Consider the following 12,365-nt stretch of genomic DNA (forward strand, 5'->3'; position numbering starts at 1 on the left):
CCGGTTTTTGTTTAGGACGCAGGGCGTTAAAAGTCGTGCCTAAGCCTCGGAAACAATTTCATAGCAAGGCACATACGCAGTGCCAGGTAGCTTCATGCGTTGTTGTTCAACGAAACTTTGCAAAAGTTTATCCATTTTGGCCATCAAATACTTGTCGCCATCAATTTTAAATGGGCCATGGCGTTCAATATTACGCATCCCCTCATCTTTGACGTTACCTGCAACGATGCCTGAAAAAGCCTGGCGCAGCGAAGACGCGAGAAGCTCTGGGCGTTGATTCATGTGTAAGTTGAGGTTTGCCATATTTTCATGCGTGGGCGCGAAGGGATGCTGAAAGCCGGGCTCAATTTTTAATGACCAGTTATACGAGTAGGCGTCACCCGTTGCTTTGCGGTGCTCTTTGACGGCGGGCATGGCATTTTTCATCAAACGCGCGGCTTTGGCCGGATCATCAATCACAATTTCGTAGTATTGTGTGGCTTCTTCACCGAGTACATCACGAATAAAATTATCAATATCACGAAAATAGGCCTCGCTCTCTTTGGGCCCAGTGAGTACGATCGGCAGTGGCTGCGCGCGATTATCGGGGTGCATCATGATCCCGAGAATATAAAGTAACTCCTCGGCGGTACCGGCGCCACCAGGAAAAATAATGATACCGTGAGCGATACGAACAAACGCTTCTAAACGCTTCTCGATATCGGGCATGATCACTAATTCGTTCACCATTGGATTGGGTGGCTCGGCGGCAATAATAGATGGCTCAGTCAGACCGATAAAACGGCTGTCATAAGTACGTTGTTTCGCATGACCGATGGCCGCGCCTTTCATAGGCCCTTCCATCGCACCTGGCCCGCAACCGGTGCAAATATCCAGCTCTCTCAGCCCTAACTCATGGCCTACTTCGCGGGTGTATTGGTATTCGATATCATTGATGGAGTGACCGCCCCAGCATACAACCAGGTTAGGATCGACATGGGGACGCAGTGCTTTGGCGTTGCGTAAGATACCGAATATTAAATTGGTAATATGTGGCGAGCTGTCTAGGTTTAGCGCCGGGCTGTGCTCGAGCTGCACATTGACATGAATGATATCTCTTAGCACAGAAAACATGTGCTCTTGAATGCCACGAATGATTTTACCATCGACGAAGGCATGCTCAGGTGGGTTAACCAATTCGAGTTTGATCCCACGCTCTCGACGAAGCACTCGGATTTCGAAGTTTTGATGCTTTTCTAGCAGCGCTTTGGAGCTATCTGTATGACTACCAGAATTTAAAACAGCCAATGAGCAGTTTCGGTATAAACGGTATAAATCACTGCTGGCGCTGGTTTTTAAACGATCAACCTCAATTTGAGAAAGCAGATCCATCGTTCCTATGGGGCTAATGTGTGTGATCATAACGACAACCTCTTACGGACCGCCCCTCTTGAAAAGCCAAGTAGGGAAGATAGCACGGTGCTATAAAAATCAGTGTGTTAATTAAAAATACACACGCCAGCCACAATTGACCAGTAATAATTAACACCAAATAATTTGGTTGCGGCCACTGTTTTTGGCTTGATACAACGCTTGGTCTGCTCGTTCTAGAACGGGGGTTGGCGTATCTTGATCGCTAAAGAGGGTAGCACCAATCGATACGGTGATCGCGACGCGTTCGTTCTTGAATTTTAACGGCAGCTTGCGGATGGTATGGCTGATAGTGGCTAGGATTTCTGTGCGAGTATCATCGTTGGCATCGGGCAATAAGATCACAAACTCTTCACCACCAAACCGAGCAATAAAATCGGTATCACGCAAACATTGATAAATCGTACGCGCGACGATTTTCAAGGCTTTATCACCGACTTCATACCCAAACTGTTGGTTAACTTGCTTGAAGTGATCAATGTCAATCACCGCGAGGCAAAACGGTCGTTGGTACTTCTTCCACAAACGGAATTCATGTTCGAGGCGATCATTGAGCGCGGCGCGATTGTAAACACGGGTCAGTGGATCCAGTAAACGCTTGCGTTCTTGGTCGCCAACATGACGGCGTTGATCCATCGTGTGTTCAGCCAGTGTACTCAACTGGGTTTGATTATGGCTCAGTTGCTCTTCGAGTGCGCACTCTCGCGTTTTGAGGGCCTCGTTCTCTTTTGCTATGGCGTTCAGCGCGCCGAGTGCACGTGTTAGTGCGGCCTCAGGATTGGACTCTGGCGTGCCTTTTAGGCCAAGTTCTTTTTCAATGTCAGTAATGGTGTGAGCTAGGCGCTGATCAACGCTTTGATGTGCCACCCGCAATTGCGTGGCGTGATCAAAAGCGCGCGTATTTTGCTGACTGATTGCAACCAGATCATCATTCACTTGGGCGAGAAATTGTTGTGATGCCTGACGCTCGGCTTGCGTGGCATCTAAAATCAGCCGAAGGGCGGACAGAGTGAGAGAGACGACAGTCGCTGGCGCGACATCGGTCAATAATTGGCGACGAATATCAAGCAACTGACTGCCAGCTTGACCATCAATATCGAGCTCGGTAATCAGGTTTTGTAGCTCATCTGCGACGCGACGAATTTGGTCTTTATCGAGCTCTATTTGCGCGTGTTGAGCGCGAGGGCGTGTGACTTGCAAGGTCACAGCCCGCTCGTAGAGCTGAAGTAGTCGGATCAAATGCTGCGTTCGTTCAGTATCACTGTTCGCCGATTTTGCTAGCAACTCGCGTAAATCTCGCTTGAGTTGAGCAGGCAGACCGATAATACGTTGTAGCGTTTCACCACTGGTATGAAACTGCTCTTCGAGATGGGACTGTGCTTTTTTTTGTGTCATGTCTTGATGACTCACCATGCGTTCAATAACAGCTAAACGCGGAAGCAACGCGCTAACATCCTGCGCTGAGTATAATATGTCACGGAAGTCGGTTAGTTTTTGATCTACCGCGGTGTTTTTGCCTGTGCATGTCGCAATCAATCGCGAGGCTAAGCGTTTGAGCGTATGGACCTCTCGACGCGACTTCAAAGCCAGCTCTCGATACGCTGAAGGCGCATGATGATGATCCGCCTGAGCGGTCTGTGCCGACAACGGTGATGGAGTTGACTTAGTCATTTGGTCGAAAAAACACCTAATTACATTCGCGATTCAGCATCACAGGTAGTGAGAATGCACCACCCATGGACGTTAGCTATACCGACTTATTGCTATCGTCATCAATAAAAGATGTTCGCTTTTTATCAGATTCGTGATCCTTCTGCCAGTCCATGAGGCCATTTGATGATGTTTTAACCTTTACTAGCCCAGACTCAATCCCTTTTAAACAGGCTTGGCGAAGGTTGGTATTGACGAAACTCGCCGCCGGCGCCGTATTAATCGCACTAAAGTGGACCCAATGACTTTCTTCACTTTGTTGAACCAGTGCGCTTGCTTGATGTGTGGCGGTGAGCAAGATCTCTATCAGCTCCTGATCGTTGATCGAGGTATATGCGCGTGGCAAAAAGGGATACTCTGCTAAGCCAATGGCGACGTGTGGCGTTAAACGCGCTAGATGTTGAGGAGCATCATCAATGGATGTGTGGTCATCAAGTAATTGGTCTGATGTGTCGACAGTAGCGTCCTTAGCAGGCGCTTCGTGGACGGTATTTTGGTATTGGGTGACAAAATCCTCTATCAATGTTTGTACAAATTGTGCGAGTGCTTCAGGTTTGGTGTTTTCGTCCCAGTTTGTCTCTATATAGATAAACAGGGTGTCAGCAAAATGGTACAGACGCCCAGATTGTGTCACACGTTCAGACAGATACTCACCGAACTTGCGTTCTATGTCTTGAGCACGTTGGTAACCATGCAACAAAAACAATTCTTTGAGAAAAACCACGTCGAACATGGCGAAGCGTAGCCGATCACTGAGCGGTTGGTGAATCATGTCGTTGAGGTACCTTTGCTCAAAATCGGCATTACTTTTTTCAAGCGAACGCGGCAATTTGGCATTAAGCATACGTAAGTTTCTCAGCCCAGTGCGAGGGTGAGTGTAGAAGTTATCACGTAACTGCTCGAGCTCGGTTTGGCTTAACACTGCGGCGCGGTGGCGTAGGTAGACAATGGCAATTAGGACACCCAGGCTGCCCAATAGAAAGTAATTGACTTTTTGTAGGTGCAACTGCTCTTGATGCGCCGTATCGAGCTGACGCTGTAATTCATCCATTTGTAGCTGGCGTTCAACCACACGCTGCTGTTGCTTAAAGGTATCTGCTTGTTGCTGTTGCTTTGATTGAGCCTGTGTTGCTCGTAATTGCTCATATTCTCGCTGCATCGCGAGCGCAACTTGATATCGTTCCTGCGCCTCGAAAGCGTTTGATAATGCCCGATAGGCGTGAGTCATGGTGGTGATATCGTTTTCAGCCTCGGCGCGTTCAAGCGCGGTCTTGATTTCCTTTTCTGCTTGTTTGGGTTGCTCAAGCGCTAAATGTATTCGGCCTTGTAACAGCATGGCCTGAGTTGTCAGTGGCGAGTTTGGCAAACTCCCCACGAGTCGCAATGCATCCTGAATATAGCGATCACTGAGAGGAAAGTGTTTTAGCTCAAAGTAGGTGCGGGCGATGGCTAAGTATATATCGGCGAGCGGTTGAGTTCGGCCAAGAGACTGCTCAACTTCGAGCGCATTAAAATAATGCACGAGTGCAAAATTATACCGAGATTGCTGCTCGTATAAGCTAGCTAATAAGCGCTGAGACGCTGAGAGTCGTCGGCTGAGTGAGAAGTGTTCGAAAAATGCCGCGGCTTGATTCGCATGCTCGAGTGCTTGCTCGAGTACACCTTGTTGAAAATAAAGTCGAGCAAGTTCCATATTGGCGTTTGCGATCAATGCGGTATATTCATTTTCACTGGCGATCCAAAAAGCGCTTAGCAGTTCAGTTAAGGCACTTTCATGCTGTTCTTGTGCCAGCAAAAAACGTCCAAATGAGAGTTGAAACTCGACTTTGTCGCGAAGATCTTGTGGATCATCACTCAGCTGGCTGCGTGCATTTTCATACGCCACTAATGCCGATTCGTTATCTGAAGTTTCAGCCAGTATGTTGGCGCGTAGTAAGGCACTACGAAAGCGAAGATCTGGCCTATTGAGACTATTTTCCGGCAAGGCACTCATCGCCGTTTGTACTGCATCTAACTTTGCCAGTGCGCCTTGTTCATCATGGTCTAAGTGCCAAATGAGCGTCGCTTCAGTCAGAACGACTTGCACGTGAGTATATTTTAAATCGTACTCTTCAACGACCTGATACGCTTTTTGGAGCGCGGCTTTGGACTCAAGTGGCTGCTCCAAATGAGCATAAGCACGGGCGCTAATTAAATACGCATAAACCGTGTGCAACGGCGTCCGAATCGATCGATCGGTGTCATTGTTGACGTGTGAACGATTAGCCCCTGTCGTTAATCGTCGTTGGGCCAGGAATCGGTTACTGATTTCTAAGGATTGGATGGGGGATGTATCCAATAATTTTTCGGCATCGGTCAAAACGGGCGAGGAGTGGATAGAAGCGAACGCCGCCATCGACGTCAACCAAAAAAGCAGGCCTACAAGTAGTGGGCTGATGCGCATGCGCCATCCTCTATTATGTATAAAAATGAAAGAAAGGCTGCCGATAAGCAGCCCCGTTTTGTTATTGTCGTGCTAACCGGTTATTTTCACTCGGGGTTTTGCCCATATTGGTACGATAGGGGTTTATATCTAAACCGCCACGACGAGTATAGCGGGCATAGACGGTCAATTTTTCAGGCTGACAAAAGCGCATAATATCCATAAAAATGCGCTCAACGCACTGCTCGTGAAATTCGTTATGCTCGCGGAATGAAACCAGGTAACGAAGCAATTTCTCACGGTTTATTTTCTTGCCCTTATAAGCAATTCTCACTGAGCCCCAATCGGGCTGGTGAGTGATTAAGCAATTCGATTTGAGCAAATGACTATGAAGGGTTTCGGACACAATGGCACCTTGCGCGGCGTCTTCTAGCCATTCAGGTTGGAAACGATAGTCATCAATACTGATATCTTGATGATCCAAGCACTCGCCTGATAGTCCCGCAATCACTTCCCCTTCTAGTTCACTGAGGGGCGATAAGGTGACATCCACAGCTTCGCCGGCACAAGCGGAAAGGTCGGTTTGCAGTGCATTCGCCACTTGCTGCCAGCTATCGAATCGGGTTTGGTTAAAACTATTGAGGTATAACTTGAACGATTTCGATTCCACTAGATTTGGGCTGGATGCGGGTAATCGCACCTCGCCGATCGCGACTTGAGGTAAACCGTTCTTGTTTAACCAGGATAGCTCATAGAGCGTCCAGGTATCATAGCCAGTGAAAGGAAGCGACCCCTGATCGAGGCCGATAGCTTGGCGGTTTAATTCGCGCGGGACCGCACGCAGCTGTGACGGATCATATTCAGTTGGGTAATCAGTGTGTTGACCTAGCGATAGTTTGGCTAGGGCATCGGCATCTTGATAATTGCTCATACGGATCTGCTATTGATTCAAGTAGAATGGGTAAAGTTTACTGAATCTTGCTATAGGTTGCGAATGGAGAACACATTACATCGCGCCCTTTGGGCGCTAGCACAGAATTATGTTACCGCATGGCAGCATCAATATCAGAGTTTACCGTGCTCGGATGAGTATATAGGGCTCTCATCGCCTTGTATGGTCAGTGACAATGCGCATCAAGTACAGTGGCAGCCAGTTAAGCGTGAAACCGCCGCGGACTTTACCAATGTTGAGAAGGGAATATCGCTACGTTTACACAGCGATATAAAAGATTTTTATAATGGCTTCTATTGCGCCGATTTACCGGTTAGGTTTGCGGGGGAGTCGATCTGTTTGGTACAAGTTTGGAGCGATGACGATCTCGCACGCTTACAAGAAAATATTTTGGGGCATTTAATGATGCAACGTCAGCGTAAATTGACTCCGACTGTTTTCATTGCGACCACGGATGACGAAATGACGATCATTTCAATTGATAATATGAGCGGCGAAGTGGTGAAAGAAGGATTGAATACTGGCACTCGCGACGTGATAGCCAAAGATGCCGAAGCGTTTGTGACGGCGTTGGAGGTTGATGCTATATGATCCTGACAGAGCTGACGTTTGAGTGTTTCGATAACACCACAGTAGATGCCGTCGATCGTAAGCTTAATGGTTTAATGGACGCGCTGCGATATAACGGTCAGGTGCTTGGACGCGAATTTCCTATTCTCATGCAAGACGGGCAATTTCAGCTCCGTGTGGTGTGTCCGGATGAAGATGCGTTACAACCTAAGTATCATAGTCCTCAAGTCAAACGCGCGTTGCAACAATTGGCTGATGCGTGTTTGACCCAGCCAAAAGTACGCCTTTTGGGGCGCGATCTCAATTCGGAGCAAGCGGCGCCTAATGCGTCACCAAGTTGGCAAGTGTTGTACACAACCTTTGTGCACACGTGCTCACCGCTGCGCTGCGGGGATACGTTGCTACCTATCCCTTTATACCGTTTACCAGCCACCTTTAATGGTGATCATAAGTCGGTCGTCAAATGGCAAACGGAATGGCAGGCCTGTGATGAATTACAAATGGCGGGCGCCAGTGATGCCGAATTTGCTGGGCTTAACGAGATACAAAGCCCCCATACTCGGCTATTTCAACGGGGGTGGGATTTGCGCGGTCGGATTGAATACCTAACGGGGATCCCGACTTATTACTATCAATATCGCGTCGGTGGCAAAGACAAGGACAGTGAGTTAACACGCCCTTGTCCGAAATGCGGCGAAGCGTGGCGATTAGATACGCCACTGCACGATATTTTCTTATTTAAGTGTGAGGCTTGCCGTTTGGTCTCAAACCTGTCTTGGGACTTTAAACTAACGTAATTGCTTGATTGTTGTATTACTGATTGTCCAACGTTGCTTCTAACCGGGCCAAACGCTCACTTAGCTGTGTAATGTGTTGCTCAAGTTGATCGATCCGCTCAGCATCAGACAGGGGGATCTCGGGGGCTGACATGGCAGGCAGGGGCTGATTTTTTTTGGCACTTTTGACGGCCTGAATGATCAGCGGCAATGGGACTTGTGTATCAAGTTGAGCTTTTATCTTTGCCACTGTCGCGCTTTGCCCTTTTGCGGCGAGCGCTTTCAACGCTCGCTCTAATGCTGCTTGATAGCTCATTTCATCTCCTTGGTTTAAAGTCAGCGGCAAGATTAGGGCTTTCTCAGTAATGCATCAAGCATATCAACTTGCTCGGCCCAGTCGGCATCCTCTTTTACGGCTTGCTCAATCAATGCCCGCTGCGCCGCGTTCCAAAAAGGCGCCTCTACCAGCGTTTGTCCGTTCACCAGACAGTGGCTGGATAAGAAGTGCTCAATTGCTGTGTAATCGCTGTCTAACCCGAGTTGCTCAAACAGATGTTGCAAATCATGCTGGAACGTTTCCATTGTCTCTCCTGTCCTGTCCTGTCAGTTGGGTCTATATTGACTATAGCAAGAATAAAAAGCGTAGACCTATCCCCACCGTTGATGACTCAATCCTACCTTGTCGAGACAATTATCCCTTTCCTGTGTGCGATATCTCTTACACGCGCGTGGGATAAAAGCAGAATCGTATCAAGACAAACGACCTGACAATATTTTATTTTCATTTAAAACAGTGACTTATTGGGTTGTAATTAGTTCGGAATAAAAAATGAGAGATTAAGCACGTGACAGTGACTTGTACCAAGCGTCTATTCGCGTAACCTTAAGGGTGTCGGAAGGGAACTGACACAGGGAACAGGAATCACCAAGGACTTGGTACCTCAGGATGAGGCAGTACTTCAGGAAGAAGCGCTGGCAAGGATTGCAAAAAGGACAACGGACGGAGCCGTTCGCTGCAAGCGGGAAGCTTGTAGGTCAGGAAGACTTAGGACAACCCAGGATGGGGGGCTTAAGGATCACTTCAGGATGAAGTCATGGATACCTCCAGGATGGAGAGCTTATCGAAAATCGGATTTTCGGTTTGTCAGGATGACGAAAGGACACCTCCAAGACGGAGAGACATGGAACGACGCTGAAGGAATCGGCGACTGATCAAGGAATGATGCAGGGAGCACCTTTTCGTAGCAGGATAGCTGCAAGTAAAACTTTAGGGCGCGGCGCAAGCTGCGCCCTTTACTTTTTGAGTGCTTTGGCCAACACTCGGTGACTCCCTGTCACGCATTAGCAAAAACACCCTCAGCGTGCACATCATATTTATAATCTAGTACAGATTATCACGATGCGCGACTATGTTTGTGCACCAATGTCTCTGTACTCAGGTCTTTGCCCTAAGGTCTTTATACTAGGGAGGGCCTTTGCATTGACGATCTTTTCATCGATCAATCGGATTGACCCGGCATCGCATGAACAGGCGTATCAATCGCTTTCAGCCTCAGTCCATAAAGCTGTGCTTGACCGGTGTAGTGATCATTACCCGTCGCTGAAAACTCAAACCAATAGTACGTTACCCATCGCCAACCAGTCTTCGTTTTGACCATGGTGTGGCGACCGCGCGCGATCGAGAGTAATTGTAACTCCATTCGTTGACAGTATTGACGAATATGCTGGTGAGCTTGCTCAGATTGCCGCCGCTGTTGCCAAAATAGCAAGGCAATGACGACAACCAGCAAGATGGTCAATAGATCAGTGATCATGCGATGTTTATGTCACGGCCTGTTGCATCCGAGCCATGGCCTGCGCCAGGGCGGGTGATGTATGACCGTGGAGCCGCGTCAGTAGTGCACCGCGTAACGGTGGTAACATGACCAAATCCGTATAGATTTGCTGAAATAATGCTGCATCCTGGTGGTCTGCCAAGGCAATCAAAAAGCAGTCAAGCACGGATTCATTGGCTAAGCTACGCCAGCAGCGACCGGCAATAGCGACAAAAATTTCTCGGTGGTGGAGCTCTGGCCTTGCAAGCACCGCTTCTATCAGTTGGTGCTCGGTGTCTGAAGGCGCCCCAGCATGAGCACGAAGTAATGCACTGACCAAAAACAAGTCGACATCTTGGTTTTGGCACATTTGAGTAAACATCTCGCGTAAACTTTCCGCTAATTTCGCGTTAATTTCACAATGCTCCAAACAACCTAACAGCGCATATAGTGGTGTGCTAGGTATGTTATTCAGTGCTTTACGAACTCGAGTTGCATTATTTTGCTCCTGCATACGCACGCAGGTATCCGCTAGCCCCTGAAGTCCAACACCTTGCCAATTATCCCAGCCAAGCTCGCCATTGAGGTAATGCTGGGCATGGTCATAGTACTGGCTGGCAGGATGACCCAGTTGATAGGTCAGTGAGGCGTGAAACATCGCCATCTTGTCGTCAGTTGGGGTAAAGGTATAAGGATTGTTGGCCAGTTTCTCGCGCTGTGCCTTGTTTGGCGTCGCGGTCAGGCTCTCGCCCATCGCCGCGCTGACATACTGAAGGAAATCCCCCATTGCGGTGTGATTTAATAACCCTCGCTCATCTAAAGGCATTTTTAAAAACCATACCCAAGGCGTGCCACCTTGTGGCCAAAAAGCCACGGCCATATGCGCTTGCTGACGTAATGGGTGAGGGTAAGGTTGTTGGTTGGCCTCGACGGCACGAAAAGATGCCTCTTCCAGGCGGCACACTCGACGGCCTAAATCATAGACACTGAATTGGCAACCTGCTTGATCAAATAGGGCGCTGAGGGCGTGAACCGTTTGCATGATATCCGCTCTTCGTTATCGCTTAATTAGCCGCGAGTATATCAGTTTTTATCCCTGCAATGCTCGCCTTGTTAATATCGTCTTGAATCGGTTCGTGCTATGCTTCGCGCTTTATCGGTCGAGTAATGATGAGGTTGTCAATGACTCTTCGCCAACAATGTGAACAACTCCTTGATGAATTAGAGCAAGTGCTAAACAATCATGCGCTATGGCAGGCGACGCCACCGTCAACTGAGCGGCTAGCCAGCACAGAACCGTTTGCTGTCGATACACTGGCGTGCCACGAATGGTTGCAATGGGTTTTTGTGCCTAAGATGCGATCGCTTATCAAGACAGAGCAAGCTTTGCCACGTAACTTTGAAATCTCACCGTACGTGGAAGAAGCAATGAAAGAGCAGGCAGGCCATAGTGACGTGGTTGCTGTCGTTGTTCGAATTGATAACTTGTTTTCTGATCAATGACCGATACTTTGCTGAACATTTTATACCGTGACGAGCATTTAGTGGTGGTGAATAAACCGTCAGGGATGCTGGTCCACCGCTCTTGGTTAGACAAAGGGGAAACCCGATTTGTGATGCAAACCTTGAGAGATCAAATTGGCCAGCATGTCTATCCATTGCACCGACTGGACAAGCCGACGTCGGGCGTTTTGGTGTTTGCGTTATCCAGTGAAGTGGCCTCTAAGATGATGCCGCAGTTTGCTGAAGGGCAGGTCAAAAAAGCTTACCATGGCATTGTTCGAGGCTGGGTTTCCCATGCTGGCCAGCTGGATTACCCGCTGGTGGAAGAACAAGACAAAATAGCGGATAAATACGCCAGCCAACCGGCGACAGCAAAAGCGGCGGTGACTGACTATCAGCCATTGGCGACAGTTGAGCTGCCGATCGCAACCGGACGCTATGCGACCAGTCGTTATAGCTTGGTAGCGATGCAACCTCATACTGGACGTAAGCATCAATTGCGTCGGCATATGCACCACTTAAGCCATCCGATCATTGGTGACACCACTCATGGAGACGGTCGCCACAATCGTGTGTTTAGAGAACAATTTAATTGTCATCAGCTGCTATTGCACGCCAGTGAGATGACGCTAACGCACCCTGCCAGTGGCAAGACTGTTTTTATTCATGCGCCTTTGGATACAGTCTGGCAGCATGTTATTAAACAGTTGGGCTGGGAAGCGCCGGCGTCATCATACGATAACTAGACCTTGCTATGGGCGGTGTACTCGCATGCCGCCCTTACAGCTTTTCGAGTTCGGCTTCGATTTCTGCAATCTTACTGGCGACCACTTTTTCTAGGTGACGTAGGTCGGTAAGCACTTTTTGCTTCACGTCTTGCTCGGTATGCTCGTGTTGTACGATCTGGTCGAGCTCATCAATGACCAAAGAGAGGCTCCGGTTTATCTCTGTTACTTCTTTTGAGCGACCTGTACCGCTGTCGACGACCACATTTTTACGCTGCCGCGGATATTTGAATTTCATACTCCGCGCAAACAGATCGCCTTTTGGCTTACTAAAATAGATTTTGAGCGTATCGTAGCTTGCTTCTTGACGGAGCGAGTAGCGCTCTATTTTTTCAGGGTGTTCAACACCGATATTCTTTAACTGTTGATACATAGCCACCTCATGGTTAGACATCGTTATGGTTGCGCGTCTTACCCGCGCGA

13 protein-coding genes are annotated in these 12,365 nt (G+C 48.5%); 4 read left to right on the forward strand and 9 right to left on the reverse strand.

Annotated elements, in window-relative coordinates; genetic code table 11:
• Window positions 1-39: 39 nt before the first annotated feature.
• The 4 genes from ppnN to queF form a co-directional block, all read right to left on the reverse strand.
• Window positions 40-1,401: a nucleotide 5'-monophosphate nucleosidase PpnN gene (ppnN, locus tag BZG77_RS02845; RefSeq protein ID WP_077646111.1), complete on the reverse strand. Its 1,362-nt coding sequence runs from the start codon at window positions 1,399-1,401 to the stop codon at window positions 40-42.
• Between the two features lie 120 nt (window positions 1,402-1,521).
• Entirely contained in the window at window positions 1,522-3,081 is a 1,560-nt protein-coding gene (locus BZG77_RS02850) for a GGDEF domain-containing protein (protein WP_077646112.1), read from the reverse strand.
• Window positions 3,082-3,157: 76 nt separating this feature from the next.
• A complete protein-coding gene (locus BZG77_RS02855; protein ID WP_077646113.1) occupies window positions 3,158-5,563 on the reverse strand; it encodes a tetratricopeptide repeat protein in 2,406 nt (801 codons plus the stop codon).
• A 61-nt stretch (window positions 5,564-5,624) separates the two neighbouring features.
• Complete coding sequence (queF, locus tag BZG77_RS02860; protein ID WP_077646114.1) at window positions 5,625-6,473, reverse strand: NADPH-dependent 7-cyano-7-deazaguanine reductase QueF; 849 nt, start codon at window positions 6,471-6,473, stop codon at window positions 5,625-5,627.
• A 63-nt stretch (window positions 6,474-6,536) separates the two neighbouring features.
• On the opposite strand from queF, the gene syd reads away from it, so the two are divergent.
• Both syd and BZG77_RS02870 read left to right on the forward strand, forming a co-directional pair.
• A complete protein-coding gene (gene syd, locus BZG77_RS02865) occupies window positions 6,537-7,085 on the forward strand; it encodes a SecY-interacting protein (protein ID WP_021022016.1) in 549 nt (182 codons plus the stop codon).
• Window positions 7,082-7,861: a Zn-ribbon-containing protein gene (locus BZG77_RS02870; protein ID WP_077646115.1), complete on the forward strand. Its 780-nt coding sequence runs from the start codon at window positions 7,082-7,084 to the stop codon at window positions 7,859-7,861. Before syd ends, BZG77_RS02870 begins: the two co-directional genes overlap by 4 nt.
• 16 nt (window positions 7,862-7,877) lie before the next feature.
• Here BZG77_RS02870 and BZG77_RS02875 read toward each other — a convergent pair whose 3' ends face one another.
• From BZG77_RS02875 to BZG77_RS02890, 4 genes are all read right to left on the reverse strand, one after another.
• Window positions 7,878-8,156, reverse strand: coding sequence for a hypothetical protein (locus tag BZG77_RS02875; protein WP_077646116.1), 279 nt, complete (start codon window positions 8,154-8,156; stop codon window positions 7,878-7,880).
• A gap of 32 nt (window positions 8,157-8,188) precedes the next feature.
• Window positions 8,189-8,422 (reverse strand): DUF2789 family protein, encoded by a 234-nt coding sequence (locus BZG77_RS02880; protein WP_077646117.1) that lies wholly within the window; start codon window positions 8,420-8,422, stop codon window positions 8,189-8,191.
• A gap of 917 nt (window positions 8,423-9,339) precedes the next feature.
• Window positions 9,340-9,654, reverse strand: a complete 315-nt coding sequence (locus tag BZG77_RS02885) for a DUF3301 domain-containing protein (RefSeq protein WP_077646118.1) — start codon at window positions 9,652-9,654, stop codon at window positions 9,340-9,342.
• Window positions 9,655-9,661: 7 nt separating this feature from the next.
• A complete protein-coding gene (locus tag BZG77_RS02890; protein WP_077646119.1) occupies window positions 9,662-10,696 on the reverse strand; it encodes a DUF3549 family protein in 1,035 nt (344 codons plus the stop codon).
• A gap of 140 nt (window positions 10,697-10,836) precedes the next feature.
• Here BZG77_RS02890 and BZG77_RS02895 point away from each other — a divergent pair, with 140 nt between their 5' ends.
• Together BZG77_RS02895 and truC are read left to right on the forward strand one after the other, a co-directional pair.
• Window positions 10,837-11,157: a YqcC family protein gene (locus BZG77_RS02895; protein WP_077646120.1), complete on the forward strand. Its 321-nt coding sequence runs from the start codon at window positions 10,837-10,839 to the stop codon at window positions 11,155-11,157.
• Window positions 11,158-11,165: 8 nt separating this feature from the next.
• Window positions 11,166-11,903: a tRNA pseudouridine(65) synthase TruC gene (gene truC, locus BZG77_RS02900; protein ID WP_198532377.1), complete on the forward strand. Its 738-nt coding sequence runs from the start codon at window positions 11,166-11,168 to the stop codon at window positions 11,901-11,903.
• 34 nt (window positions 11,904-11,937) lie between these two features.
• On the opposite strand, the gene BZG77_RS02905 is transcribed toward truC, so the two are convergent.
• A complete protein-coding gene (locus BZG77_RS02905) occupies window positions 11,938-12,315 on the reverse strand; it encodes a DUF3461 family protein (protein WP_021022007.1) in 378 nt (125 codons plus the stop codon).
• Window positions 12,316-12,365 lie beyond the last annotated feature (50 nt).

The organism is Salinivibrio sp. IB643, assembly GCF_001996105.1.
Classification (GTDB): domain Bacteria; phylum Pseudomonadota; class Gammaproteobacteria; order Enterobacterales; family Vibrionaceae; genus Salinivibrio; species Salinivibrio costicola.

Excerpts from the sequence above, each read along its gene's own strand:
- queF (WP_077646114.1), bottom strand. The coding sequence starts at position 6,473 with ATGAGCAATTATCAAGATGCCGATGCCCTAGCCAAACTATCGCTAGGT.
- BZG77_RS02885 (WP_077646118.1), bottom strand. The coding sequence starts at position 9,654 with ATGATCACTGATCTATTGACCATCTTGCTGGTTGTCGTCATTGCCTTG.
- ppnN (WP_077646111.1), bottom strand. The coding sequence starts at position 1,401 with ATGATCACACACATTAGCCCCATAGGAACGATGGATCTGCTTTCTCAA.
- BZG77_RS02855 (WP_077646113.1), bottom strand. The coding sequence starts at position 5,563 with ATGCGCATCAGCCCACTACTTGTAGGCCTGCTTTTTTGGTTGACGTCG.
- BZG77_RS02850 (WP_077646112.1), bottom strand. The coding sequence starts at position 3,081 with ATGACTAAGTCAACTCCATCACCGTTGTCGGCACAGACCGCTCAGGCG.
- BZG77_RS02875 (WP_077646116.1), bottom strand. The coding sequence starts at position 8,156 with ATGAGCTATCAAGCAGCATTAGAGCGAGCGTTGAAAGCGCTCGCCGCA.
- BZG77_RS02895 (WP_077646120.1), top strand. The coding sequence starts at position 10,837 with ATGACTCTTCGCCAACAATGTGAACAACTCCTTGATGAATTAGAGCAA.
- BZG77_RS02905 (WP_021022007.1), bottom strand. The coding sequence starts at position 12,315 with ATGTATCAACAGTTAAAGAATATCGGTGTTGAACACCCTGAAAAAATA.
- BZG77_RS02870 (WP_077646115.1), top strand. The coding sequence starts at position 7,082 with ATGATCCTGACAGAGCTGACGTTTGAGTGTTTCGATAACACCACAGTA.
- syd (WP_021022016.1), top strand. The coding sequence starts at position 6,537 with ATGGAGAACACATTACATCGCGCCCTTTGGGCGCTAGCACAGAATTAT.
- BZG77_RS02880 (WP_077646117.1), bottom strand. The coding sequence starts at position 8,422 with ATGGAAACGTTCCAGCATGATTTGCAACATCTGTTTGAGCAACTCGGG.
- BZG77_RS02890 (WP_077646119.1), bottom strand. The coding sequence starts at position 10,696 with ATGCAAACGGTTCACGCCCTCAGCGCCCTATTTGATCAAGCAGGTTGC.